This window comes from Dictyobacter vulcani (assembly GCF_008974265.1).
GTDB classification, from domain to species: Bacteria; Chloroflexota; Ktedonobacteria; order Ktedonobacterales; family Ktedonobacteraceae; genus Dictyobacter; species Dictyobacter vulcani.
On record NZ_BKZW01000001.1, the window covers coordinates 2,018,802 to 2,044,790 of the forward strand.

The window sequence follows — 25,989 nt, forward strand, 5'->3', positions numbered from 1 at the left end:
CAGTTATGTAGTCCTTGAGGATCTCTTATCACCCGGCAATGATCTTCCATAAGAAGGAAAAAGCAGCAATCATTTGTGTCAATGATTGCTGCTTTTTCCTTCTTTAAATTTAACCCGATGTCTTATGTAAGTTTTTATCTTAAGTAATATATACAGATATATATTTTATACATATTCAACTTAATAAAAAGCTATCATCACAAGCTTAAAATAAGCAAAAATGGTATCTGTAACCAATATACTTATTAATTTATATGGTCATTCATTTTATATTAAAGAATGTCAAAAAACCTTGTAGATCCTGTCTGTATTCAAGTTTTTATGCTCTTCAAGCTATATATCAAGGGTTAAGTAAGCTAGAAAATTAACTTTATCGTACGATAAAGTTAATTTTTATGCTATTGGCTCCCTTACTCTCTGTCATAGAAAAGATCTTATACAATTCACGATTATTCAGCTAATATTTGCCACATGGCCGTAATATTATGTAATTTAAGTTGAATTGATTGTAAAGGCTTTACTTTTATACTTGCATTTAATGATGGTAGGAATATGTGCCAACCATCTAATCAAATATTTAATTGTATCTGCCATTAGGGACCGTTTCTTTAACCTGAAAAAGGAGTTTATTTTGCAGAAACGAGCGATACGATTCTTCTCACTAACAGTATTTTTACTACTGTTATCGGCGCTGTCGCAAGCCAATGCTTTTGCAGCTACGACCGCCAGAGATGGTGCTAGCGCCTCGGCTAGTTCCAACCCTTATTCCCCGACATACCAGCACAGCTATCGACATGGTGCTATTCCCACGATCTCTCAGAACAACAAGATGAAGTCGTACAGCCAGGTACATCCAGCTGTCACAGGTCAAACCCTTGGCTATGGTGGTGGCATCGATGGTATCGGCGTCACCAGCGGTCACGAAAAAGTCTATCTGATTTTCTGGGGCACCCAGTGGGGAACGCAGAGCACCGATAGCGGTGGTAACCTGACCTTCTCCAGCGACACCAGCGGTGGCGCACCCTTGCTGCAGAAAATGTTCAAAGGCCTGGGTACCGGCAACGAGCTGTGGTCCGGTGTGATGACCCAGTACTGTGATGGTTCCGGTGTCTCCACTGGCGCCAGCAGCTGTTCGCCCAGTGCCGCTCACGTTGGCTATCCAACCGGTGGCGCGCTCTCCGGTGTCTGGTATGACAATTCAGCCGCTTCCCCAAGTGCTGCGACTGGTCACCAGATTGGTGTCGAAGCTGTCAATGCTGCTGCCCACTTCGGCAACACCACTGCTGCTTCCAACCGCTACGCACAGTATGTGGTGCTCTCTCCTAAAGGTGCCAACCCCGATAACTACAAAACCGGTGGTTTCTGCGCCTGGCACGACTACAATGGTGACAGTTCACTGACCGGTGGTGCGGTAAGCTCCTCCTATGGTGATATCGCCTTCACCAACATGCCTTATGTCATGGATCAGGGATCCAGCTGTGGTCAGAACTTCGTCAATCCAAGTGGCGGTACCAACGATGGCTACACCATGGTTGAAGGCCACGAGTATGCTGAGACCATCACCGACCAGAATCCTGCCGGTGGTTGGACCGCTTCCAGTGGTCAGGAAAACGCTGACGAGTGCGCCTGGATCAGCTCCGGTCAGGGTGCTTCCGCCAACGTTACCATGGGCAATGGTACCTATGCCGAGCAGTCCACCTGGTCCAATGACACCAACCGCTGTGATATCTCACATACAATCATTGGTGGCGGCGGCGGCGGTAACGACTTCGGTATCAGTGCCAATCCAAGCAGCCTGTCCATCGCTCAGGGTAGCAACGGTTCTTCCACCATCTCAACTTCGGTTACCAGTGGTTCAGCCGCTACCGTCAGCCTGACTGCCAGTGTTTCTCCTACTGGCCCAACAGCTTCTCTTTCCCCAACCTCCGTTACAGCCGGTGGTTCTTCAACCCTGACCGTTTCGGTTGGTTCAGGCGTTGCTTCTGGCAACTACACCGTAACAGTTACTGGTACTGAGGGCAGCGCTGTTCACAGCACATCTGTCAGCGTGACTGTTGGTTCCGGCGGCGGCGGCGGTAACAAAATCACCAATGGTGGATATGAGAGTGGATCGACCGGCTGGACGGAAAGCTCCACTGGCGGTTACGAGATTGTAGATACAAGCAATCCACATAGCGGCACTCATAGCGCCTACCTCTGTGGCTACAATAATTGTACCGACACCATCTACCAGACCGTTTCTATTCCATCCAGTTACACGAGTGTCACACTGACCTACTGGACGTATATCAGCACAAGCGAGTCCGGTAGCACCTGTTATGACTACTTCTATGCACGTCTGCGTACAAGCAGTGGCGCAGTCATCACGACTCCACAAACCCAGTGTAACGCCAATACCCATGGTTGGACTCAGTACAGCTTTAATGTCTCATCAGCTCTGTCAGCCTATAAAGGGCAGCAGGTTCAGGTGTACTTCGCTGGTACCACTGATTCCTCACTCACCACGAACTTCTATGTGGATGATGTTGCATTGAATGTCGCTTAGTTAGTAGGTACAAAAACTCCAGTAGTTTTTGTAACACACTCCTGGTACATTGCATTGCAGCAATGTACCAGGTTTTTTTATGCGCTAGAGTGACGGAGCTACCTATCTTTTTTCTAGCCACTGTTTAATCCGTCAAGGAATTTTTATAAAATGTCTTATGGAAAGACTGGCTGGGGTTTGGTTGGATGGGGTATCATTTAGTATATGCTGGTACTTCTTGGCACTAACCTTGCCGTTAAACATTTCCATATGCTATTGTAGCTATGTTCCAGCACGAATGGTTTATTTTATGAAACAAGTAGGCTAGTCATGTTACTCAATAGGCGCATTATCGTAGGTATCTGTGGAGGAATCGCATCGTACAAGGCAATCGACCTGGTCAGCAAACTGCAACAGGCGGGAGCATTGGTAGATGTGATTATGACCGAGCACGCGGAAGAGTTTGTCCGCCCGCTCACATTCGCAACCATGAGCCATCGGCGCGTGTATAGCGACCTCTGGGAAGCCTCTGGAGAGGCCGCAGAGACGCATATCAAGCTAGCAGAAGAGGCTGAACTACTGGTAATTGTGCCGGCAACCGCCAATACAATTGCTAAATTAGCGCACGGTATGACAGATAATATGCTGACAGCCGTGGCCCTGGCAACCAGGGCTCCTTTGCTCCTGGCACCTGCGATGTACACAAATATGTATACCCATCCAGCGACACAAGCAAACCTGGCTACGTTACGCGAACGAGGTGCTTTTGTCGTAGAGCCAGAAGTGGGCCGACTCGCTTCAGGCGCGATTGGCGTTGGGCGCTTTCCTGAGACGGCTACGTTACTTGGGGCCATTCATCAAGTTTTGGGGCGACATGGGGACCTGGCTGGTCGCCGTGTCATTGTCACAGCTGGTGGGACACAAGAACCAATTGATCCAGTACGATACGTAGGGAATCGCTCATCAGGAAAAATGGGCTATAACCTCGCAGTGGAAGCCAGAGATCGCGGCGCACACGTTATATTAGTATCGGGACCAGTTGCACTCCCTCCACCGTTTGGTGTAGAAATGCATCTGGTTGAAACTGCTATGCAGATGCGTGACGCTGTGAGTGACTTTATTACTGATGCTGATGCTTTGATTATGAGCGCTGCCGTGGCGGATTTCCGTCCAACCAGGGTGGCAGAACAAAAAATCAAGAAGCTCAGAACTGAGGCTACAGGGCAACACAGGGAGGACGAGTTTTCTATTGATCTGGTCGCTAATCCAGATATCCTTGGCGAACTCGCACTGGCACTTAAGGGGGGACATGCCGGAGAACAACATACTGGCATCTCCATTCCCCAGTTGAAGCGACGTTTAATACGCGTTGGCTTTGCGGCCGAAACGGAACACCTTGTTGAGCATGCCCAGGCGAAGTTACAACGCAAACAACTGGACTTGCTGGTCGCGAATGATGTATCGCGTACAGATAGTGGTTTTGGTACCGACACCAATAAAGTGCTCATCTTTCATGCCGATGGTGCAATGGAAGACTTGCCTGTAATGCCCAAAACCGGCGTTGCGGCGGCAATTTGGGATCGAGTTGTGCCGTTGCTAGGCTAGGCCAGGCACAATAAAGTTGGAGGACGTGGCGCTGTGATGGGTGATGTTGTTCTAGATTTAATGGGTACGGAAAGTACGCAGGAGGAGTCCATGATGGATCGTGCTGCTAGCGCTGGTTTTGAAGGCATCGCGCAGATGCTGCTTGAACAGAAAAAATTAATGGATGCATTAGAGGCAGAGAACCGTGAGTTGCGCAGGCAGCTTGCTGATCTCCGCCGTGGTATTGGTATCGCTGTGGTGATTGAGGGCAAGACAATCCAGCTCGCAACCGAGTCTGGATCCTCTAACCAGTCGAGCCAGTCACAGGCCGCTCTTCAGAGCTTACAAGGGATGCAGAATACCCCACCACCTATGCCTTCCTCAACGAGTGGCAGTGGAACATATAGTAACAATGGTCGCCAGACCAATGGCCAGCCTCAGGTGAACCTGAATGGCGATAAACGTGATAATGCGAATAGCAATAATTCTCGTAGCCCTCTGGCTGATAGCTTCGTGCTCTAGGCTTGATCGTTTATTACTATCTCAAAAAGAAAAAATCAGGAAGCGCAAAACCTTTAGAGGTTGCCTTCCTGATTTTTTTTCTTTTGTATTTTTCCTCTTGTATCTTCCGGAAAACACTGTTATTATCACATTAAGAGCAGATACAAGCTTACGCGCTTTCGGCAGGACGTCATGTGCCTGTCGGCTATCTCTCCATCCATTATCTTAGCTGGTCCCTTAAAAGGAGGCGTCAATGATCTGTCCCCGCTGCCATAATACCGTTGCTGATGGAGTAAAATTTTGTGGAACATGCGGAGCTCCGGTGAATGCAGCTCCATTTCCGCAAGGCCAATCTCAACCTGGACCCTATAGTCCGCCACCCTCACAGCCAAATAATTATAATCCACCACCGCCCGCACAGTCAGGGCCTCAACAGGGCGCTTACACGCCTCCCAATCAGTTTGAAGAGTATTCCAATAGTATGTTCGGTAACGCGGTTCCTAAAGCTGAACTGCATAATCCCAAGGGACCATTGCGCATTGCTGATATGACGATCAGTATCGATGGTGAGCTGGTACCCGTGGTAGATATTATGCTGGGGAATCAACTGTCGGTCTATTTCGAGCATCATATCCTGCTCTGGAAACATCCAGGTGTACAGATCGGCTTTAAGTCTCTGAAAGGCGCGGCACGGCGCTTTTTCGCCGGATTGCAGGTCTTTATCAGCGAAGCCCAGGGGCCCGGCAATATTTCGTTCTCACGCGATTCTGTAGGCCAGATTGTAGCCCTCCGACTCCAACCAGGTCAGATGGTTGAGGTACGCGAACATCAATTCCTGGTGGCGACCAGCAACGTAGATTATAACTTCACCTTTGTCCAGGGCGCTGCCAACATCCTCTTCAGTCGTACTGGAATTTTCGTCGATCAATTCACAGCTGTCAATGGTGAAGGAATGCTCCTTCTGCATGGCTATGGTAACGTCTTTGAAAAGGTGCTGGCCCCTGGCGAAGCGATCGATGTTGAACCGGGTGCATGGCTCTGGAAAGATCCATCAGTGCAGATGCAGGTCACAACCGTTGCCGGCTCGCAACGCGGCGGAGGCATCCTGGGAGCAATTGGAGGGCTGATGGCTGGCGCCTCATTTACGCTTAACCGCTTCATCGGCCCTGGCCGGATCGGCATTCAATCCATGACCTACCATCCACCCACAGCCGAAGGTTCTCCCCAGGCGGGTGGACAGAGTAACTTCATGGGCAACTTCTTCGACAACTAGTACACTGTCAATGTTGATGCGAAAGGCAGGGGTGCAGGGGATGCAATCCCCTGACTGGGTTCCAGGGCTGTGCCCTGGCCTCCCTCCCCCGCTCCCGCCCGCGTAGCGGGCTCATCTTTCTTATGAAACCAGGCAAAGCATGAGTATGTTATGCCGGGAAGGTCAAAGGCAAAAAAAGAACTGTAAGCAATGGGGGCGCTGCCCCCAATCTCACAGTCAAAAGGTCAATGGTCTCTTACAAGTTTCTCACGTAATGCTTACCATTATACGCGTACTGCAAGACAGCAATCAAGCAGAAGTGCTATGATTCCCTTTATCTTTATTGATGCGTAGGATCTTTAACATATATTGTTCAGAGTTGAGATAATAGGGATTGCGTTTAATATATTTGCCAACTACCGAAATTGGATGCAACTTTAACATTTCTACGACCAGACTTGGTAATAACTTACTATGGTCATAATGCATTAAGGCAATAATAGGGGCATTCTGGAATGTAAAGACCGCATCAGAGGCCGCTTCATATTTGAGAATTTGTTCGGGGGTGGCAAGGTCTTTGGATAACCAGGTCATATCTATCGATATGCGTACCGCCTGCCAGCCTTCACGTAACGCCTGGGCAATAAATGTTTGATGTGAGGACAAGAGGAAGTAGGGATCAAAACGCTTCCCATTGGCCAGAAACACATCCCGTTCATCGTATAATACGAGTTGGCCGGAAGCAATTAACTCATCTACATCAACCTGGAGTTTCTCTAGCTCTTCGCGGAGTTCTTGAATTTGTGCCGGTGCGGCCGCGAACAAACATTTTTCTTTCAGCGACAAACCAACCCGCAAAAGGCGTGCCGTCACACCAGGAATTTCTGTCACCTTGCTGTAAAGCTGGCAGATATGTGAGCCAGGGGGTATACGCTCTGATTTGCCTTCAACACTAAGATCCATACCTACCTCCGCTGATGTTGCTAGTCCTTGCAGATTTTTGTGCCCTTTGTTGCTGGAATGCACGGGCCGATCGATTGATCATTAAGACCACAAACCAGGCCATCAGGCCGAAAATAACTACCCCTCCCACAAAAACCAGGAGGAGAAAGAGACCGACTTTCTGCAGGGATGCGTTGCTGCTGAATAAAGCCACGAGTGGCAGTGTGCACACCAAAAGGATAATCGGGAAAATGGTAGCCCATGAGAAGATGACTTTGGCTTCTTGAGCACGCGTAAGCGGCTCTTCGCCGGTATAGGGTAAGAGTATGCGCCTTGCGAGCTTAAAGTGGGGTTTATATTCTTCTTGCATACAGCCTTACTTCTGCCCTTCTTGTTGCCGATATTGCAACCAGCGCTGTAGCATTTCTTCTGCCTGATAGAGAATATTCACTTCATTCTGATAGGTCAGGCGACGGCTGGCTTCGTGTAATGAAAACCACTCAACGAGATCATATTCTTGATCGTGTAAAGCGGTGTCCCCACCAACGGCCTCTAATAAGAAATGTCGCACTTGTTTATGATAGCGCACTTGCTCACGTACAAAAGAATACGAGGTGCTACCAATATAAGCAATCAATTCAACTTGCAAACCTGTCTCTTCCTGGGCCTCGCGTAATGCGACCTGCTCAACCGTTTCACCTGGCTGAGGTGTCCCTTTCGGTAAAGCCCAGATCCCAGCACGACTACGCCCCACAAGCACTACTTCCATGGCAGCCATCTCATCAAATCCTTCGTGAATATCGTTGGATCGATGCGGCTGCTGTAAGAAGTTTATGTCAGGAGAACGCATAGGGGCAAGGCGGAATACAACGCCGCCTGCTGAATAGGCTCGCATTGTTCTATATCGCTCCATTGCTCGCGATGTACCCTCTCTAATACAACCAAAGTGCGCTGCGAGTGTGTCAGTCAACAGATTTTTGAGGACACATGCACCAGAATACTCAACACATCCTCTTTACTTCTCCATCCCTGCTGCCAGACAGGGCGATGCATGGTCTTCTCTGCTATTCACTAGATTACTACTATACAACATTTTTTCCCATACCTGGTATAACATGGTTGGCTGATTAGCCAGGATGGTAGAAGTTTGTCGCTCACCCATCACCTTACCACTGATATCCCACACAACTCTTTTCAAGGTTGAGAATTATCAGGAAGTATAACGAATGCATCAGAAAGTGTCAAGATAATACACGGCGAATGGCGTCAAGGTTCTTCGTCGGCGTCTCAGGCGCGATGGCGCAACCTGGTGCCAGCAGCAGTCCCTGACCACCTGTCTGCTCCAGAACCAGACCTATTTCATCCTGCACTTTTCCAGGCGTCCCTTTTTTCAGGGTGCGCTCTTCGCCTAAACCACCCATTACGGCTTTCCCGGAACGCAAGCGGCCATCGCGTAAAGATGGATTTCCTACTTGCTCGGTGGACCAGTTGATGGCATGGACGGGATATGAGGCCAGCAGATCAAAGTAGATCTGGGATCCACAGTTGTGCAGAATGTTGAATTTACTGCGACTTTTAATCGCGTCTAAAAACTCAAGATCATATTGCTCGCCAAATTCCCGATACTGATCCTGGGTCAACATGCCAGCGCTGGCCCAGCCATTGGTGGCGTAGAAGATACCGCTAGCCCCCTGTTCCAGACAGGCAATGGCATAATTGATCAGGGTTTCGGTGATAATTCGTAAAGCGGTATGCAGGGCGGTGCGATCTTCACGCATGGTCAGCAAGACCGGCTGAATTTTATCTCCGGCCAGATAGCGAGCAACACCGAGAGGACAAAAAATGGTCTGGGTGAAGTACGCATCATAGCCAACTTCATGGTTAACCAGTTGCAGGACGCGCAGTTGCTCGCCCAGCGCTCCATGGTCCGGTTCAAGGGGACGGATGCGTTTCCAGTCTGAGGCACTTTTAATCGGGGTATATTCGCACGTCGGAGGCTGAAATTTTTTGCCAGAGGGCTGATATTTAGCCTTCCAACCTTCTACCAGATATGAGGCCCGCGGATTCACTTTGACATAATCCCAGTCGTAACGGTTAAAATTCTCAGCGATCGATTCAGACAGCGATTGTACCCCCCACTCACGCTCATAATCATGCCCCCAGACACTAACAGGCACACGATCAACTTTTTCTCCGCGCAGGGCCGCGTCTACTCGTTCCTTCTTATTCATAGGAATCTATTTCTCCTGTTATTTATGTCCATCAGCTAGCTCTTTAAAACGATATCCGACCCCACGTTCCGTCAGAATATAGTGTGGATGGGCTGGATCTTTTTCCAGCTTCTGGCGTAGATAGGTGATATAGAGACGTAGATAGTGTGACTCGTCGCGATATTCACGGCCCCAGACCTTTGAGAGCAAGGTTTCATGGGTGAGCAGGCGCCCGGCATTGCTGACGAGATGGTAGAGCAAACGATACTCGGTTGGACGTAACACTACTTTGCGGCCACGCACAATCACTTCGCGTCGGGCAAAATCGATCGTCAGATCTGAATCAACTACGATCTCGGTTTTCCGCGATGGTGGGCCATCAGTGAACGGCGTAAAAGGGCGCGAATACGTGAGAGTAGTTCACGAGGACTGAATGGTTTGGCGATATAATCGTCGGCTCCCAGGTCCAGTCCACGAATGCGATCCTGTTCGTTTTGCCGCACAGTCAACATCACAACTGGAACCGTTGAGACCTCACGAATTGCCTTGAGGGTTTCAAAACCATCCATCTCTGGCATCATTACATCTAACACAACAAGATCGGGAAGATTGTCGCGCAACTGATCAAGCGCTTCAATCCCATTGTTGGCTTCCAGCACCCGATAGTGCTCTAGCTCCAGATTCATGCGCACAAAATCGCGGATGCGCGGCTCATCATCGACGATGAGAATCGTCATGTCCCGCTGGTCAAATACTTCCTGTTCCATCATCAAAAAACCACCATCGGTAACGGAGCTTTCTCCTCACGCGGTAAACTAAACGAAAAGGTTGAACCCTGGCGCAATGTGCTCTCCACCCAGATACGTCCTCCATGTGCTTCGATAATTGCTTTACATATATAGAGTCCCAGACCCGCTCCTGGTGTGGACTGTGAAAGGGGCTCGCCTACGCGCTGAAAACGATGAAAGATCTGTTCCTGTTCACGGAGCGCGATCCCCATGCCTGTATCGCTGACACTGACGATCACTTCTTCTCCCGTTACATAACAGGTAACGGTAACTTCGGGCCGGCGCGGCGAATACTTGACGGCATTATCTAATAAATTTTGCAGGACCTCTTCGATCCTTTCGCGATCCGCCATCACAACTGGCAGGTGCTCTGGAATGGAGACCGAGACCTGGACGTCAGGCGTTTTGGCCCGCAAACGGCGAACCATGCCACGTACGACATACTCCAGATCCAGGGCCGTGATGTCCATCTGTAATCCATTGGCCTGAATACGCGAGGCATAGAGCAGGTTGCCTACAAGTTTATTGAGTCGATCTGCCTCTTCCTCAATCGCAACCAGACGCGAACGAATGGTTGCAGGATTAAAATGGGCATCGGTACGTGCTAAAGTGGATGCATAGCCTTTAATAATCGCAATCGGTGTCTGCAATTCATGCGAGATCACAGAGATAAACGTTGACCGTTGTTCCTCTTGCTGATGCTCACTGGTGAGATCATGGACATTAAGAATACCATTCATCGGCTCACCACGCGCTGAGCGCACGCATGAAGCCGTGACGGCGACCGCAAAACGCTGTCCATCACGGGCGCAGATCACCATTTCCCGATTGATCACCTCTTGTCCCGCAAATGCTTGCAGGATCACTGAATCCTGCAGGCCCAGATCATTGCCCTGCCGATCTTTGGGCCGTAAAACCTTGAAATAAAACTGGCCCAGGACCTCGTTTTCACGCCAACCAGTCAGGCGCTGCATCGCAGGATTGAAATCGATAATTCGTAATGCGTTGTCGACTGTCAAAATGCCTTCGGTGCTATACTGAAAAATCGCAGCCAGCCGATCCTGTTCTTTGACTAACGCCTGCGAACGTAAAGCGAAGCGCAGACTGGTCGCTAACTGGGTGACGAATAATTGGAGAGCATTGTATTCCACCTCATCCTCATCGGAAGACTGCCGTTCAAAACAGGAACGCTGCGCACCGAGGCGCAGGAAATACAGTGTTCCCAGCGGCCCCACCTCATCATAGACTGCCAGTGAACACCACTCAACCCCATGTTCAGCAATCACTTCTTCCGCCAGTCCCATCTGTTGCGCCAGATCGGGCGCTAACGTCTCTACAACCAGAGGGTGAAGTGAATTGGGTTGCATACCTTCCTGCACATATGACAGCAGGGCAGGCAAAGCAGCTTTACTCAATTGGTAAAGCGTATACTCGGTACTACTTTGTGGATCAAAGGCCTCATTCGAGACCACAAAGACACCGGATTGGCCACGCAGCAATTGTATCGCACTACCAACCAGAATGGCCATTTGATCATGAGGATCCTCGACTTGCTGCGGCTGGGACCAGGACATAACAAGACTCCGCTGTGGAAATTTTCAACTGACATTTGGAAAAGCTGTATGTGTTCACCATGCAATAGGCTTGCCAGTAAGAGGCAACGGTGTTATTGTAACACATATTTCTAGGGGTAAACACTGTTTATAAGGCCGCTGTATAAAAGCAAGAGTAAATTTGCTTTTATTTTTGTTAATCTTGAGGTGTAGTTGTAAAGTAATGTAAAAGGTCTTTGCTGTCAAACATGCTGTCAATTTGAGTTAGCTGCATCAGACCATTAATATCAAAAAGGAGCACCTGGTAGGCTTTTTTATATTGCTTGTCCAGGTGCTTTTTATATGACCAGGCTCATTGCTGATAGTTCGCGTTTTTCTAATGTAGGCCATTTCTTGAGTCGCTCAAGACCATATTTCTTTCTCGGACGGTGACCACCCAGTTACAGAATCAAATAGTAGCTTAAAAAGCATATATTTGCCAAGCGAGCTTTTGTTGACATTGCTGATAGGCGGTTATATGATGCCAGGAGTATACGGAGGGAGGCCGGACATGACACCACAACCTATCGATGAGAATACATTATTTTATGGGGATAACCTGGATATTTTACGCCAGTATATTGCGGATAATAGCGTAGACCTTGTTTACCTTGATCCACCTTTTAACTCAAGTCGTAATTATAATGTACTATTTAAAGATGAAAGTGGAAAAGATAGCGAAGCTCAGATCACTGCTTTTGAAGATACATGGCATTGGAATCAACTAGCTGAGCAAACTTACAATGAACTGAGGACCGAAGCTCCTGATCATATATCACAAATGATAGAGGCGCTATGTGGTTTCATTGGGCGTAATCAGATGATGGCTTATCTTGTTATGATGGCGACGCGGTTAGTTGAATTACATCGCGTTCTCAAGCAAACCGGAAGTTTATATTTACATTGTGATCCGACTGCAAGCCATTATTTGAAAGTGATGCTGGATACAATCTTTGGTGCACAAAACTTTAAAAATGAAATTATCTGGAAGCGCAAGACTGGACGTGGCGATACAGGTGGTACAAGCCGGAAGTTTGGAAACGCAACTGATATAATTTTGTTTTATGGAAAAAGTAACGCTAATACTTTTACCCATTTGTACAGAGCTAACAATCCAGATTACATTGAGAAATTCTTTAAATTCGTAGATGAAAAAGGTCGTAGATATGCATCTGATAATTTAGGAAGCCCCTCACCTCGTCCAAATTTAACCTATGAGTATAAAGGATATAAACCTCCTCGTTTCGGCTGGGCTATTTCAAGAGAAAAAATGGAAGAGTGGGATGCAGCAGGTAAACTAATTTTTCCAAAGAATAAGGATGGACGCATAAGGCGCAAAAGATACTTAGATGAGCTTGAAGGTGAACCAATACAAAATATTTGGGATGATATCTCACCTATTAGTGCACTGGCAACAGAAAGATTAGGTTATCCTACCCAAAAGCCTCTTGCGCTATTAGAACGGGTTATAAAAGCTAGTAGCAATCCTGGTGATATTGTCCTTGATCCTTTTTGTGGGTGCGGTACTGCCATAGCTGCTGCCCAGAAGTTAGACCGTAAATGGATAGGTATAGATATTACTCATCTAAGTATTGCCTTACAAAAATATCGCCTTGAAGCTATGTTCTCTGGCATTAAATTTAAAGTCCGAGGCGAGCCAACAGATTTGGGGGCAGCTCGCCAACTTGCCCAAGAAGATCGTTACCAGTTCCAATGGTGGGCGCTTTCGTTGATTCGTGCTAAGCCACTTGGTGGCCAGGAAGGCAGTAAGGAAGGTAAGAAGGGCAAGGATAGAGGCATTGATGGTGTGATTGCCTTTATTGATGATGCGACTGGTAAAGCCAAACGCGCCCTTGTCCAGGTAAAGTCAGGGCATGTAAAATCGGGTGATATTCGTGATCTACGGGGAACGGTACAGAGAGAACAGGCAGCTATTGGCGTGTTTATAACGCTGGAAAGCCCTTCCCGCGACATGATTACCGAGAGTGTCAGCGCTGGTTTCTATCACTCAGTTGGTTGGGGCCAGGATTATCCACACATTCAAATACTTACCATTGATGACCTGCTACGCGGTCGCGTCCAGTTGAAGATGCCTCCACAATTCGGAACGTTCAAACAGGCATCAAGAGTAGAAAAGCGCATTGCTGAGCAGCCTGAACTGTTTGGTTAAAAACAATTGTAGATACTGATTTTTCTATCAAAAAGCACCTGGTGAGCTTTATCATATTGCTCGTCCAGGCGCTTTTTATATTGCCAGGTTCATGGTAGCCTAGTGCATTGTGCTAGTGGATTGTTTTAACATCTCTCTATAAGCGTTCATAATAGGTGCACCTGATTTCTTTGGGTCTAGCTCGAATACTCTTGTATCAGATCGAGAGAAAATGATTTCGCTAAAACCGAAATGCTGTAGCAATCTTACACCGCTTTTAGACTCTCCTACGGACACAATTTTTTCAATAATGACGCCATTCCTACCCAGGTTTACGATTGAGTCCATAAAATTAGAGATAATCTTTGCGCCATACTTGCGCCTTAAATCTTTGCTCAGACTTGGCTTAACTCCGATTTCTGCTATGTATAAAAGAATATGGTTACCTGGCGTGTATGCTTCGATATCATCTGGCAAAATGTCGATATCTCCCAGCAGGATAGAAACATCTCCTGTAAGGATATTATTAAATTTTTCTGATTTAGGCTTGAAAGGTAGCATTGTGACAATGCCCACTACTTCATTATTTCTCTTCAAAATTTGAATGATGTCAGGGTTCTTTTGCAACCATGCAGTCCATTTTCTTACCAGAGTATCATTATCGGTATCTACGCTGACTGTAAACAATTCCCTATTCAGTTTGACACATCCTGGTATGTCTGCCTCTGTGGCTGATACAAACTCGGTGCTTTCTACTTCCTCTTCTAAATTCAGAAAAGCATCTAATTCGTTTGACAGCTTGTCTACATCCTTCTGAAGGTAAAAACCCTGCTTTCTTCCTGGGGGAAGAAGGTATTTAATCCTTCCTTTTTGCACATGTGCTCTTACCATTGCATCGCTGATATTAAGTATCTTTTTTACTTCTGTAGCGGTGTAGTAGCCTTTGGGGGTTTCAATTCTAGGCATAATCGCTCTCTCCTCATCCCAGCATGGATATTATCATACCCTCATTGTAACAAATCGACATTAGCTTAACAAGATTAGTAAGATTTGCCTTGACTTTCTCGCTTTGCCTGGTTATAATATTTATAACAATACTAAGGTTTGTAATATTATAAACCTTATAAAAAGAACATTCAACAACTAAATAAGAGACTCACCGAGCAGGCCAGCATGGAAAAGATGGACAAGCCATACACCAGGCGGACGCTTGAAGGTGAGATGAGGGTGGAACTCCCATATGGTCTAAGTTCGAGAATTCGCTGAACCTTGCGAGAAAGGAGCGCTGATGAAGGAGCAAGGCGGACGGCGTACCTTAGACCTGGAAAGATCCGGGACGATCTTCCATTTAATAACACCTAAGGTTGATACTGCTAATCGCGCTTCTGTGGGATTAGCAGCAGTGAGCCTTAGCAATTGGCTTTGGTTTGTAGCTTCAAACAAAGGAGATTCCGTTAATTATGGCTGATGAATTGTCGGTGAAAAATGCCGCTCAGCTGGCGACGTTTGTTCGTGAAGAAGACCTGGAAGACATGGAAAAATTGAGCAAAGACCTGGAAGATTATGCTCACAAAGCCCGCCAGGATGGTCGTATCTATCTGCTCCAGCAGTATATCCGCTTGACCGCCATTATTAACCCAGAGATTGATCGTATTAAGCGCCGCTTTCAGCGTGAGAACCTGGCTTTTTTACGCAAAGAAGAGAAGCGCTTAAAGAAGGAGGCCAAGGACAAAAAAGAAGGGGGTATCTAACCGTTATTCGTTCCGCAGGAGGCGTAAATCATTGCCGATCACCACGAGCGCGTGGTGATGCCGTGGTGAGTCGTGGTGATGCCATGGGCTTGTCGTGAGGCGTCCGAGCATGATTTACGTCTCTTCTTTGTTCGTTCTTGCAGATTAATGATCAAAAAAGCATTAATCATGATGAACTACCACGAAATCACATGACTATTCCACGAAATGAAAGTGAGATATTGCTATGTCATTGAGCGAGTATGAAAAATCACTCATACCACCGCCACCCACTCCGAAATATACCGATACGCAAGAGTTCGCTGACCTGGCCAGGCAAAATCCGGCAGCGGCTTTTTCGAATGGCGTATCCCAGACGATCAAGGAGCGCCGTAAAGAGGCTAGTGCTGATACCTCACAGACGGAACCTTTAGTAAAACAACAAGGCCAATCGAATGGCCACCAGACGATACCAAACACGCCACCACCTCTACCGAAACAAGGCATTTTTGATGGCTTAAAGACCTGGTGGCAACGTGGTGGCAATGGATCATCTAGCAACTCTCAAGGTACAACACAGACAGCGGCTCCACCAAAGAAGGAGAAGGAAGCGCCGCCACCTGATGAGCGCAGCGCCATCGAAAAAATGCGTGATAAAGTCGCCGAGTTCGATGAGGACTATAAGGATATCGGTGAACGTCTTCTAGGTGGCTTTACACAGTTCATTGGATATGCTGTGCTGTTCCTGTTGATGGCCTGGATAGGTTCTGATCTGGGCAAGTTCTTTACCCCAACGATGGACCTGGTGCCAGCGTATGGTCTGGCCTTCACGATTGAAGGTGTGATTGCTGCCTGTACAGTGGCAATGGGCCGCGCCTTTGCTGAGCTATCCTCTGGCAAGCCGAACTTTGGGCGCATGGCCATGGTGGTCCTGATCTGGATTATCTTGAATTCGTCATCTGCTTTTGGTCTGTACCTGGTGATCACTCATAACAACCAGATCACGCAAGGCTCCATTGAGCAATTGAGTATGGTCATTCGTGTGATTGCGGTCGCCCTGGCTGACCTGGGTTGTAGTGCAGTGCTGATGTTCAAAGGCCGCTCACTGCAGAAGCATATTGAGTCCATCCGTAAACGAGCAACGGCAATCGGGGAACTGGCTGATGCGCAGCGGGGTATTGAAGAGGCAGATAAAAACGCCGCGCTGCGTGATCAGATGATGAAATCCACGCTCAAAATTCAAGAGGACCTTTCCGAGAAAATCGGTGAGGCGGTGAGCATGGTGATGACCTCGATCCTTGAGAAGATGGAAAAAGCCCTCAAGGATGAAGAGAAAAATGAACGCGGGTATGGTCGCCGCTAACAGGAAGGAGGGTACACGACCATGACGATGACTGAAAAGGATGTTCTCCGTCTGTTCCTGGCCAGGCGCGAGAATTATGCTATCTCCTCTGTTATGCATCTCAAAGGTCGTGTCTATTCTCTGGTTATGGATGGAGAGCACTACAAAGGTGCCGTGCTTCTGAATTCCTTTCAGTTCTACGAGAAGCGCTATCATGTCGCTAAAGATGTTCCATCCCTGGTGATCTGTTATGAGCATAATACGGTCTTGCCAGTGGCGGTTCTTTCGCTGCGAGCCGGGAACTTTGCAAAGCCATATGAGCTTCCAGCGGAAATTTCTGATGTAGAGGTGCAGCGCTTCACAAAGACCGGAAGCCAGGTGCTCCTGGGCATGTATATCTGTGGCGTTAAGTCAGCGCAAACGCTGATCAATACCCATCTCCCATATACCACACGTCAGCGCTATCTTGCACGTGCAAAAGCGCTCGGCAAACGTAAACGAGGGAAACCAGTCAGCAATGAACCGCTTCTGGCCCCTTCATAAAACATTTCAAGGAGTCGAGATGTCTTCAACCATTTCTTTTCAGCAACATGTTCCAGATTGGTGGCTTGCCCTGGTGGCGATCTTGCAAGGTGGGATGCTTTGCTGCATTCCCCTGATTATGCTGATAATTGCTCTGATTGCTATCTCTGCCATACGATCGAAATCAGGGAGGAAAGACCATGAAGGCAACGATTAAGCTGATGCATCGTCTGGTGGCTTTCCTTGTTCCTTCTGTATTGTGTTCTTGCCAGTACTATACCTGCAGTTACTGTGGAAACTGCCATAATCCCCATTGCGCGTCGTATTATTCTTGTCCACATGCTTCGTAGAAACCTCTTCTCCAAATGAGTGGCGGCCAAGTCACCGCCTTTCTCTGTTCTTTGTGCAATGTGAAAGCAGGTTATTCCTGCGGAAAGGATCCCTATGTCTCCTCTATTGTTAGGTGCAATCAGCATCATCATTATCGTCGCTGTATTCATGACCATGGGAAATAAAAAGGACACTATTAGTTGGATAACGGTGATCCTGGGGATTGGATGTATCGTCCTGGTCGTGCTTCATTTTAGTGACCTCAATCACCTGGTGGTGACCTGGCTCGCAGCGCATCCGTTCTTCTACGCGCTGTTACCAAAAAAATAAAAGCGCGGTTCTCTGTCCAATTTTCCCAAACGTCAGAGAAACCGCGTTGTGCTCATTCAAAGCCCATATGCTTACAGAGAGTATACCATACTGTGTGCATGTGGGCTTTGTTGTGTGGAAATGGAGGTCCACATGCGTTCATTTGGTTCTACGCTCTTGTTTCTTGGTCTGGTGGCTGTGGTTGGATACCTCGTGTTAGGTTCCATGCAGTCATCAAAAGCAGTGACATCTGCTCCTCTTCTTACCCAGACGACTTCTCTCACGTCAGATCGTATTCTTGGCCGTCCCAGTGTATCCGCCGCTTTTATGGATAAGGTGCTTGACCAGGCTGGATCACCGGCAAAGGGTTTAGGAAAAAGCCTGTATGCACTTGGTCAGGAGACAGGCATTGATCCAGTATATGCCCTGGCTTTCTTCCACCATGAAAGTTCGTTCGGGCTCCGTGGTGTGGCGGCGACCACGCATAGTCTGGGGAACATTCGCTGTACGCAAGGGTGGACCTGCGATCCGAGCGGCGGTTATCGCGCTTATGATACCTGGATCCTGGGGGCTGAAGATTGGTTCAATCTGATCAAACACGTCTATGTTGACGCTGGCCGGGACACTGTTACCACAATTATTCCTGTCTACGCCCCATCTGGTGACAACAATGATGAGCACGCCTATATTCAATCTGTCTGTGATGATGTGGCCCGTTGGCGGGCCGGGAGGGTGTAACGATGAAACAACTACCCATGATTGCACAGGCATCCCATCCCTTGTGCTTCCTCTGTCACTCACCACATGAAGGTGATCTAGTTGATCTGTGTCCGTTTCATCGCCTGGTCTTTACCATCCGGCTCTGTGGCTTTCTGATCCGAACTCGTCAGTTAGGGAGGTGGACGCGATGACGCCTTTATTATCTCTGCTCTGGGTGATCCTGTTTCTTCTGGTTCTGGTTGGGCACTGTATTCTCCTCATCTGGTATTTCTGGCCAGAATGGAGTCGCGTGTTCTATTGTCCCTGGTGTTGGCAGGCTTGCCATGTGATGCGCTACTATCCGGCTCGCTGGTCTTCCACCATTTGTGCTCACCATGAGCAATGTATGCGTCAGCAGTCAGCCGCACGGCGGGCACAACATTGTGCACACCCCCAATTGGTTGAGAATTAATCTCTCTCACCTTCTCGATACGCTCTTCATAACGTTCAGAACAATCGTAACGCCTGGCCAACTGTCGAGATCCGTGACGATTGGTGTTTTTACCCATGGCAATCATAACGGATTTGCTCGGCCAACCAGGTGTTACGATTGGTGTTTTTTTGATGCCTTTCTCTGTTAGGAGAAGGCTTTTCGTGAGGTAAATGTACATGACCACTATTCCTGTTATTGTCCAAGCAGTGCTCAACGACCTGCATCAAGAGAAGTCCCTGGGGCCAGTCCAGGGGATAAGTGATCTTCTTGCTCGTCAGCAACGGCGTCAACACCTTCTTAACCAGATACAGCAACTGGAGAAAGAAGCGCAATCGCTCCGTAGCCAGGCTCGTAACCTTCCCACGTTACCACCCCTCAAGAGTATTCAGTGGGCGCAATCAGTACGAGCCATGCCCAATCTGATGTTTTTAGAGGTGGATACAACGGGGCTCCATGAGGATGCGGAAATTATTCGCCTGGTTCTGCTGAACATACATGGGCAGACACTTTTTGATTGTCTGGCCATACCGTCACAACCATTGTCCAAATCTCTTGTGACGATTACGGGGCTGACGAATGCTGAGATACAGGCTGCTGGGATCCCCATTGTTGAGGCGTTGAGCAAACTTTGCAAGGTGATGCAAGGTGCCTATGTCCTCTCCTATAATCTGGACTTCGATCTCGGAAAGCTCAGGGAAGCAACGCAGCGCCACCAACTGAGCGAGATCACCCTCATCGGTGAAGATTTGATGGCCAGAGCCATGAGCTACTTTCACCAGTCCTCGTATCCGAAGCTTGAAGGACTCTGTAAGCAGATAGGGCAGCCGCTTCCATCACAACCACATCAAACAGCGCTGGACCGGGCAAGAGGGCAGATCGCTGTATTGAATGCGATTGCTGATATGTTTGTTTCATTGCCATCTGCTCCGACGCCACAAGATACCCCTGCTGAGGATGAAGATACTGATGATCATCCTTTTTGATTGATATCACAACCAGCCTTGAAGCGCTCATGTACCTCCTGGTCATGAGCGCTTTTGTTTCAAGAAAGAAGAGGGGAGCACTATGACCCAAACACACACCCTTGAAGGGTACAGCCTCTCGTGTCCTGATCCCCAGGAGGTGGCCGCCCTGCTCCAGCCGCTGGCATTTACCTTGCATTTTCAGATAGCGGCACAAATCTATCATTATTCTGCTGATCTACCCGCCCAATATCATTTTCGGGATGAGCATGGTACAGAAGTCATTTACCTGGCCGGAAAGGACACGCCTGAAGACAGGATACCCTTACCCGCGCACCAGTCCCGCTGGTGGATCTATATGGGTGCGAGCCAGGAAGCTTTTTACCAGGTCAGTCGAGTCATTGCGGCTCGCTGGTTTATTGCCTGGCTTGGTGACCAGTCGTCCATACACCATTCTGTTGCGTAAGATTGCGAAAGGAGATCGCGTGATGAATCGTTGCCAGGGCTGTGCCCATATCAAACCATGTCTCAGTTTCCGACGATTTCGGAAAGGCACCGTCATTTTTGTTGTCCTCTGTCGTTCCTGTGCTACCAAGAGAGGAGCCGTGCATGCGTAAACGTGAAATCTTGCCTCGTGACTACCATATGGTGATCGCTGAAATCAATCAGCGCTTCTATCCGGTCCATACACAAACAACTGATGATAGTCAGGAACTCACTGGCTTTTTTGAACTCTTATGGTCGTTTGAAGACAGTGATGGCATTCCCATGGCGGTAGGGCCGCGTCACACTACTGGCCTGGTGTCCTTTCCCACCTATGCTGCTGCGATCAATTACTGCCATCGTCGGTGTGAAGAGTCACAGTTTCTCGTCAACTGGAAAAAGAATGCGGCCCGATGTGAACTCTATCCCGAACGTAATGCCTGGTATACGCAGGAGCTCCAGCAACTGACAGGTAACACCCCTTTCCTGTGCCCCTCACTCTTTGAGGTCCATGCACATGTGGTCTTGTATGATGGCACCGTGCACAGCGTGGATGCAGGCACGATTGATGATGCTATGTGTCAATTGTACGAAGAAGTGGCTGAACTGATCGCGCTGGCACAGACAGAAGAGCACCCGACCCTGCTGATCGAGCAGGAGTATGCATAAGAAATTGTGACGATGCTCCTGCGCAAAAGAAACACGCATGTTATGTCTTTGGAGGTCTCTATGGGAATCATTCACTTTGGTCGAGGACCACACACACAGAAACTGAGCGAAGAACAGTGTGAAGCAGAAATCACGCGACTTGCGGAAAAAGCCAGGCATAACCATATCCCGTTTGCACGACGAGGGAGCAAGATTCACCTTGGTAATGAACAGTCTTCCCGTCACATAGAAATTGACACGTCGTACTACGAGGGTGCTGAAGATGCTATTGCTGATTGGATGGATAGGCGCGGTGGTCAGGCGAGCAATTACATCCGCAATGGCCAACCTCGTAATCCAGGTTTGGAATATTGTCATGTCTGTGAAGGTTATTATCTTCCACATACGCATTAAGAAAGACCATGAGCCCTTATAGCTACTGCTATAAGGGCTTTTTCATGAGAGAGGTGACCGCAATGAAAATGACCTTTCGTCAATTTATCGTGTTTGTCTGTGACGTGATGTTGTGTGTCCTGTTTTTTAGCTTCTACATGCAAAATAAACCGACGCCTACGACCTGGGGAATTCTTGGTTTTAGTGCCTTCCTGGTGATCGTGTTGATCGGCGTCTACTTTTTCGTCAATTTCATGATTGATGTGCTGAGTGATTAGACAGGATGTGTTCTATCACTGCCCTTATAGCAACTGCTATGAGGGCTTTTTTTATAAGAGAGTGTGTATAAATATGTTCGTGTTTCGTGTCCCTGTACGGTGTGATGGAGAGTATGGCCATGTATGATGATCATGATGTGGTGTTGGCAAAGATGCTGCAAGCAGATGGATTACCAGGCGTGCTGGTTTCCAATCGCCCCTGGCGGGAATTGTCTGCCGATGCAATCACGCACCTGGTCAACACTCAAACCGCTATCTATGTACGGGATAGCCAGCTGGTACGTATTCAAGGCAAAGAAAATGGCAGCCCATTTCTTGAGACGTTAACCGAAACAATCTTAAAGGGCATCCTGGCACGGCGCATGAATTTTGTCAGAACGGGTGTGAAAGGGCCCACGCATTGTGCTCCACCTGATGCTATGGTCAAAGATATTCTGGCCCTGGGGAACTGGCCTTTCCCGCCACTGGATAGCATCATTGAGTTTCCAGTAGTGCGACCGGATGGGACGCTGATCACCACACCAGGCTATGACCCTGCAACGCGGCTGTACTATGCGCCGATCCCCTCGCTCCAGGTGCCTCCCATTCCAGAGCATCCCACGGACGAAGATATGATCAATGCTCAAGGACTGATCTATGAAATGATTGGCCAATTCCCGTATGAGAATAAAGCCAGCTATGCCAATACGATCGCGCTGCTCCTGACGCCCCTCGTTCGCCAGGCTATTGCAGGACATGTTCCATTAGCACTCATCGATGCTACACGACCGGGCACCGGGAAAAGCCTGATAGCGGAAACCGTTGCCTTAATTGCCACCGGTCGCAAAGCGACCATGATGACGGCTCCCTATGATGATGATGAATGGCGCAAGCGCATTTTGTCCACCCTGGCGGAAGGGGCGACCATTATCACCATTGATAACATCAAGGCCAAGCTCCAGTCCCCCAGCCTGGATGCCGCTCTTACGGCGCATGTTTTTTCTGATCGTATTCTGGGAGCCAGCCGCAATGGGGCCTATCCGCAACGTGCTACCTGGATGGCCACTGGCAATAACCTTCAGGTCGGTGGTGATCTTCCCCGCCGGTGTTATTGGATCCGTATGGATGCTCGCACCGCCAAACCATGGACGCGTTCTGGCTTTAAGCATGACCTGGAAACCTGGGTACCCGCCCATCGAGGGGAACTCATTGCGGCACTTCTCACCCTCATTCGTGGCTGGTATGATGCCGGGAAACCTGCCATGAAAGTGCCAATTAAGATGGGGAGTTTCCAATCCTGGGTCGACACGATTGGTGGGATCCTGGAGCATTGTTATGTCGAGGATTTCCTGGGGAACATTCAAACGTTACAGGAACAAGACGAAGACGCGCTACAGTGGGCTGCCTTTCTGCATGCCTGGCGTGCCCATTATAAGGATGATCAGATCCTTTCTTCCATCCTGGCCAGAGATATCAAGATTGGATCTACCAGCGACGACGACAGCGCCACCACCATGGCCGGGCTCTATAATGCACTTCCCGATGATCTCACTGACATCCACAAAGGCGATTTCAAACGCCGCCTGGGCAAAGCGTTATCCTATCGTGTGGGCACACGCTTTGATGATAGTGGGTTGTACCTGGTCAAAGGAGAACCGGATAAGCGCAGCGGGGCTGTCTTCTGGTCCGTCGCGGCTCCCCCCTTAGAAGAAACCATTGACCCATCGTAGACATAACGTACAGCAATCGTCACGGCTCGCGACAGCTGGCCAGGCGTTACGATTGCATTGGAAGGATACCACCATGAGTACACAATCCGCATTTCACGATCGCAACGCTGCTATCTATATGGCTAGAGCTGCCATTAAAGAACTCGTAGCAAACCAGGCAGAGCAGGGCCGCCTGCAGGAGATCGCATTAGACCAGAAAAGATATGCGTGCCATCTGGCTTTGACTACCTTACATAAGTACGTCGCAGCTGGTGAAGTCACCATTGCAATGATCTCAAGATGGGTGATGGAAGCAGTGAGTAACCAGGCTCGCCGGGACAAGAAAAATACGCTTACTGGTCAATGTGTGTTTGATCTGTGGATGACCATCTTAATGCCTGGTGAAGAAAAATCCTGGTCAGACTTTGGCAAGGAAGGCCAGGCGCTGTACAGCGAATTGGCCGTTGCCTTGATGGAGCATCTCGGGATCTGCTTTGACTGTGGGCACCATCCGAGCGACGGCCAATTACATGAAGTCGCAGGCCTCCGGATCTGCACAAACTGTTTACGTCCATCTGCTAGTTGATCAGGCACATTTACCATAGTTACAATCGTAACGCCTGGCCACGAATTGCAGCGCGTTACGATTGCTCAGGGGATAGATATGAAGTGTCAATATTCACTTTGTCCCAACGAGGTCGAAATACAATCAGGCCACCGCCCGCGCAAGTATTGCAGCGACTCTTGCAAGCAGAATGCATACAGGGCTCGATTAGATGAGGCAGCGCGCCAGGCAGAAGAATTAGCACGCCAGGAACGGGAGCGGCAAGCCAAAGCATTCTTGCGTCAGGAATATGGCGATCTGCTACCGGATACTATTGAACTTCTCTACCAGCTGCGCCAATCCGGCCACTACAACCTGGTGCAGTCCATTGGGTGGGCGATCGTAGCAGAAAGAGAGCGCGTAACACATGCGCAGGAGCGAGCACGGCTTGCACATGCAATCATGAATCTGGGCGAGCCTGATTATCACTCTATCATTGTCGCAGACGCTGGGCATAGTGAGTTTGTCATCCTGGGCGGGCGCGACGCCTGGCAAGGCTTTACAGAAAAGGCGAGCCTGGAACACCTGAGAACCATTTACGAATTGTACATAGAGCCGATAGAGCGAAATCAGTTGAAACGTGCAAAGCAATCGTAACACCTGGCCAGCTGTCGCGAACCGTGACGATTGCTTCTCACTATCAATTGCTAACGTAACTGATTTGAGTGGCCAACCAGGTGTTACGATTGTTTTTTTCATTCTTAAGCGGCACGCACTCCGTGCGATTTTTAAGAAGGAAAACGATGTGTGTGTGAGCGCAACCCCTATCGTTTTCCTCTCTCTAAAAGAAAAAACGCAGGTTTGCAGGTTTCGCAGGTTCCTATCCCCCAAAAGAAGCAAAATGAGATACTGAAACCCTTATCAGAGCGCTTGAGAAGAGGATTGAGCAGACATTTAGACCACTGCTTCCATGTTCAGAACGCCCCAAAACAAACCTGCAAACCTGCAAACCTGCATCACCTCGATCACCACAAAAATGCCCCACGATGGGATGACAGAGAGGAGTCTTATGGCAATTACACCATACCTATCCAGCTATCAAAACTTGTTTGTGGGTCGCCAGGATGACTACGCGATCCAACTTCCCAACGGCAAGTATCGACGAGCCGGCAAACCACTGACCACCGGCGATGTGTATGATCACCTGGTGGGAAGACGAACCTATGGGACCTATATCATGGATGCCCATGGCCATTGTCGCTTTGCCGTGATCGATGCCGATACTGAGGACGGACTTGACCGGCTCTGGCTGATCCAGGAGCAACTGACAGCCCAACACATTACATCGTATGTTGAATGTTCCCGGCGAGGTGGCCACCTGTGGATTTTCTTCACCAGTCCCGCGCCAGCATCCTGGGTGCGCGCCTGGCTCTTGCCCTACTGTCCATCAGATATGGAGTTCTACCCAAAGCAAGATGAAGGGCAAGGCTACGGCTCGCTGATCCGGCTGCCCTTAGGTGTGCATCGCAAGAGTGGCCAGCGCTATCACTTCATGGAACGTCAACCAGGTAGCCTGGCCACCCTTACCCAAACTGATGAGCAACGGTTGACCTGGTTCGCTTCCATCACCCGTGTGCAGGTTCCCCAGCTGGTGCCGGTGCCGAAACAAACGCCTGCACGACCCACACACACATCGTTTTCCTCTCCCGGGCAGCGCACCACAAACGGACCATCACCGATCCGACAGTGGAACGCAGAGCAAGATCACTATCAGGTGATCAGTCGCTACGTCGATCTGAATGCCAGCGGGGTTGGACAATGTCCCTTCGGTGATCATCATGCCAACGGCAAAGATAGCCAGGCATCATTCAAAGTCTATGATCCTGGTGCTCCTGGTGGCTATTGCTGGTACTGCTACACCTGGCAAAAAGGCGGTTCCCTCTTTGATTTTCTGCGCTACTACTACCACCTGGACACCAAAGAGTTATGGCAACGGATCCAAGAGGACACCAGTATCTAACCAACT

The 25,989-nt window shown here is 48.8% G+C and carries 27 protein-coding genes and 1 pseudogene; 20 read left to right on the plus strand and 8 right to left on the minus strand.

All coding sequences use genetic code 11. The annotated features are described in order from the left end of the window. Positions 1-631 precede the first annotated feature (631 nt). The 4 genes from KDW_RS32745 (at position 632) to KDW_RS08505 (ending at position 5,882) form a co-directional block, all read left to right on the plus strand. Positions 632-2,545: a hypothetical protein gene (locus KDW_RS32745; protein WP_198925225.1), complete on the plus strand. Its 1,914-nt coding sequence runs from the start codon at positions 632-634 to the stop codon at positions 2,543-2,545. 309 nt (positions 2,546-2,854) lie between these two features. Then, positions 2,855-4,129, plus strand: coding sequence for a bifunctional phosphopantothenoylcysteine decarboxylase/phosphopantothenate--cysteine ligase CoaBC (gene coaBC, locus KDW_RS08495; protein ID WP_151755559.1), 1,275 nt, complete (start codon positions 2,855-2,857; stop codon positions 4,127-4,129). A 36-nt stretch (positions 4,130-4,165) separates the two neighbouring features. After that, positions 4,166-4,630 carry a hypothetical protein gene (locus KDW_RS08500; RefSeq protein ID WP_151755560.1) on the plus strand — a complete coding sequence of 155 codons (465 nt, stop codon included), beginning with the start codon at positions 4,166-4,168 and terminating at the stop codon, positions 4,628-4,630. A 232-nt stretch (positions 4,631-4,862) separates the two neighbouring features. Further along, positions 4,863-5,882 carry an AIM24 family protein gene (locus tag KDW_RS08505; RefSeq protein WP_151755561.1) on the plus strand — a complete coding sequence of 340 codons (1,020 nt, stop codon included), beginning with the start codon at positions 4,863-4,865 and terminating at the stop codon, positions 5,880-5,882. 288 nt (positions 5,883-6,170) lie between these two features. Here the strand turns inward: KDW_RS08505 and KDW_RS08510 are convergent, their stop codons facing one another. From KDW_RS08510 to KDW_RS08540, 6 genes and pseudogenes are all read right to left on the minus strand, one after another. Then, positions 6,171-6,824 (minus strand): MEDS domain-containing protein, encoded by a 654-nt coding sequence (locus KDW_RS08510; RefSeq protein WP_151755562.1) that lies wholly within the window; start codon positions 6,822-6,824, stop codon positions 6,171-6,173. Then, positions 6,814-7,173 (minus strand): hypothetical protein, encoded by a 360-nt coding sequence (locus tag KDW_RS08515; RefSeq protein WP_151755563.1) that lies wholly within the window; start codon positions 7,171-7,173, stop codon positions 6,814-6,816. The genes KDW_RS08510 and KDW_RS08515 overlap by 11 nt, the downstream gene beginning before the upstream one ends. A gap of 6 nt (positions 7,174-7,179) precedes the next feature. Next, entirely contained in the window at positions 7,180-7,698 is a 519-nt protein-coding gene (locus KDW_RS08520) for an NUDIX hydrolase (RefSeq protein ID WP_162005054.1), read from the minus strand. A 346-nt stretch (positions 7,699-8,044) separates the two neighbouring features. Continuing rightward, on the minus strand, positions 8,045-9,034 hold the full coding sequence (locus KDW_RS08530; protein ID WP_151755566.1) for a uroporphyrinogen decarboxylase family protein: 990 nt from the start codon (positions 9,032-9,034) through the stop codon (positions 8,045-8,047). A gap of 18 nt (positions 9,035-9,052) precedes the next feature. Beyond that, positions 9,053-9,780, minus strand: a pseudogene (locus tag KDW_RS35840) (response regulator transcription factor). Between the two features lie 2 nt (positions 9,781-9,782). After that, complete coding sequence (locus KDW_RS08540) at positions 9,783-11,375, minus strand: sensor histidine kinase (protein ID WP_151755567.1); 1,593 nt, start codon at positions 11,373-11,375, stop codon at positions 9,783-9,785. A 529-nt stretch (positions 11,376-11,904) separates the two neighbouring features. On the opposite strand from KDW_RS08540, the gene KDW_RS34865 reads away from it, so the two are divergent. Beyond that, entirely contained in the window at positions 11,905-13,563 is a 1,659-nt protein-coding gene (locus tag KDW_RS34865) for a site-specific DNA-methyltransferase (RefSeq protein WP_151755568.1), read from the plus strand. A gap of 99 nt (positions 13,564-13,662) precedes the next feature. Here the strand turns inward: KDW_RS34865 and KDW_RS08550 are convergent, their stop codons facing one another. Next, positions 13,663-14,508 carry a helix-turn-helix domain-containing protein gene (locus tag KDW_RS08550; RefSeq protein ID WP_151755569.1) on the minus strand — a complete coding sequence of 282 codons (846 nt, stop codon included), beginning with the start codon at positions 14,506-14,508 and terminating at the stop codon, positions 13,663-13,665. A 494-nt stretch (positions 14,509-15,002) separates the two neighbouring features. On the opposite strand from KDW_RS08550, the gene KDW_RS08555 reads away from it, so the two are divergent. The 6 genes from KDW_RS08555 to KDW_RS08575 all read left to right on the plus strand — a co-directional run bounded on the left by KDW_RS08555 (position 15,003) and on the right by KDW_RS08575 (position 18,513). After that, on the plus strand, positions 15,003-15,293 hold the full coding sequence (locus tag KDW_RS08555; protein ID WP_151755570.1) for a hypothetical protein: 291 nt from the start codon (positions 15,003-15,005) through the stop codon (positions 15,291-15,293). A gap of 226 nt (positions 15,294-15,519) precedes the next feature. Continuing rightward, on the plus strand, positions 15,520-16,635 hold the full coding sequence (locus KDW_RS08560) for a hypothetical protein (protein ID WP_151755571.1): 1,116 nt from the start codon (positions 15,520-15,522) through the stop codon (positions 16,633-16,635). 21 nt (positions 16,636-16,656) lie between these two features. Beyond that, complete coding sequence (locus KDW_RS08565; protein ID WP_151755572.1) at positions 16,657-17,157, plus strand: hypothetical protein; 501 nt, start codon at positions 16,657-16,659, stop codon at positions 17,155-17,157. 19 nt (positions 17,158-17,176) lie between these two features. After that, complete coding sequence (locus KDW_RS31590) at positions 17,177-17,353, plus strand: hypothetical protein (protein WP_162005055.1); 177 nt, start codon at positions 17,177-17,179, stop codon at positions 17,351-17,353. A gap of 227 nt (positions 17,354-17,580) precedes the next feature. Then, complete coding sequence (locus tag KDW_RS08570; RefSeq protein WP_151755573.1) at positions 17,581-17,796, plus strand: hypothetical protein; 216 nt, start codon at positions 17,581-17,583, stop codon at positions 17,794-17,796. A 132-nt stretch (positions 17,797-17,928) separates the two neighbouring features. Beyond that, positions 17,929-18,513 carry a glucosaminidase domain-containing protein gene (locus KDW_RS08575; protein WP_162005056.1) on the plus strand — a complete coding sequence of 195 codons (585 nt, stop codon included), beginning with the start codon at positions 17,929-17,931 and terminating at the stop codon, positions 18,511-18,513. Positions 18,514-18,752: 239 nt separating this feature from the next. Here KDW_RS08575 and KDW_RS08580 read toward each other — a convergent pair whose 3' ends face one another. Beyond that, positions 18,753-19,052 (minus strand): hypothetical protein, encoded by a 300-nt coding sequence (locus tag KDW_RS08580; RefSeq protein ID WP_151755575.1) that lies wholly within the window; start codon positions 19,050-19,052, stop codon positions 18,753-18,755. Positions 19,053-19,143: 91 nt separating this feature from the next. Between KDW_RS08580 and KDW_RS08585 the strand changes: the two genes are divergently transcribed. The 9 genes from KDW_RS08585 to KDW_RS08625 all read left to right on the plus strand — a co-directional run bounded on the left by KDW_RS08585 (position 19,144) and on the right by KDW_RS08625 (position 25,983). Further along, positions 19,144-19,950, plus strand: coding sequence for a hypothetical protein (locus KDW_RS08585; protein ID WP_151755576.1), 807 nt, complete (start codon positions 19,144-19,146; stop codon positions 19,948-19,950). An 82-nt stretch (positions 19,951-20,032) separates the two neighbouring features. Beyond that, complete coding sequence (locus tag KDW_RS08590) at positions 20,033-20,395, plus strand: hypothetical protein (protein WP_151755577.1); 363 nt, start codon at positions 20,033-20,035, stop codon at positions 20,393-20,395. Positions 20,396-20,538: 143 nt separating this feature from the next. After that, positions 20,539-21,081, plus strand: a complete 543-nt coding sequence (locus KDW_RS08595; RefSeq protein ID WP_151755578.1) for a hypothetical protein — start codon at positions 20,539-20,541, stop codon at positions 21,079-21,081. Positions 21,082-21,141: 60 nt separating this feature from the next. Then, on the plus strand, positions 21,142-21,474 hold the full coding sequence (locus KDW_RS08600; RefSeq protein WP_162005057.1) for a hypothetical protein: 333 nt from the start codon (positions 21,142-21,144) through the stop codon (positions 21,472-21,474). Between the two features lie 62 nt (positions 21,475-21,536). After that, positions 21,537-21,731 (plus strand): hypothetical protein, encoded by a 195-nt coding sequence (locus KDW_RS08605; protein WP_162005058.1) that lies wholly within the window; start codon positions 21,537-21,539, stop codon positions 21,729-21,731. 119 nt (positions 21,732-21,850) lie between these two features. Continuing rightward, positions 21,851-23,440 carry a hypothetical protein gene (locus KDW_RS08610; RefSeq protein WP_151755581.1) on the plus strand — a complete coding sequence of 530 codons (1,590 nt, stop codon included), beginning with the start codon at positions 21,851-21,853 and terminating at the stop codon, positions 23,438-23,440. Positions 23,441-23,513: 73 nt separating this feature from the next. Next, positions 23,514-24,005 carry a hypothetical protein gene (locus KDW_RS08615; protein WP_151755582.1) on the plus strand — a complete coding sequence of 164 codons (492 nt, stop codon included), beginning with the start codon at positions 23,514-23,516 and terminating at the stop codon, positions 24,003-24,005. A 78-nt stretch (positions 24,006-24,083) separates the two neighbouring features. Further along, positions 24,084-24,620, plus strand: coding sequence for a hypothetical protein (locus tag KDW_RS08620; RefSeq protein WP_151755583.1), 537 nt, complete (start codon positions 24,084-24,086; stop codon positions 24,618-24,620). A gap of 412 nt (positions 24,621-25,032) precedes the next feature. Next, on the plus strand, positions 25,033-25,983 hold the full coding sequence (locus KDW_RS08625; RefSeq protein WP_151755584.1) for a TOTE conflict system archaeo-eukaryotic primase domain-containing protein: 951 nt from the start codon (positions 25,033-25,035) through the stop codon (positions 25,981-25,983). Positions 25,984-25,989 lie beyond the last annotated feature (6 nt).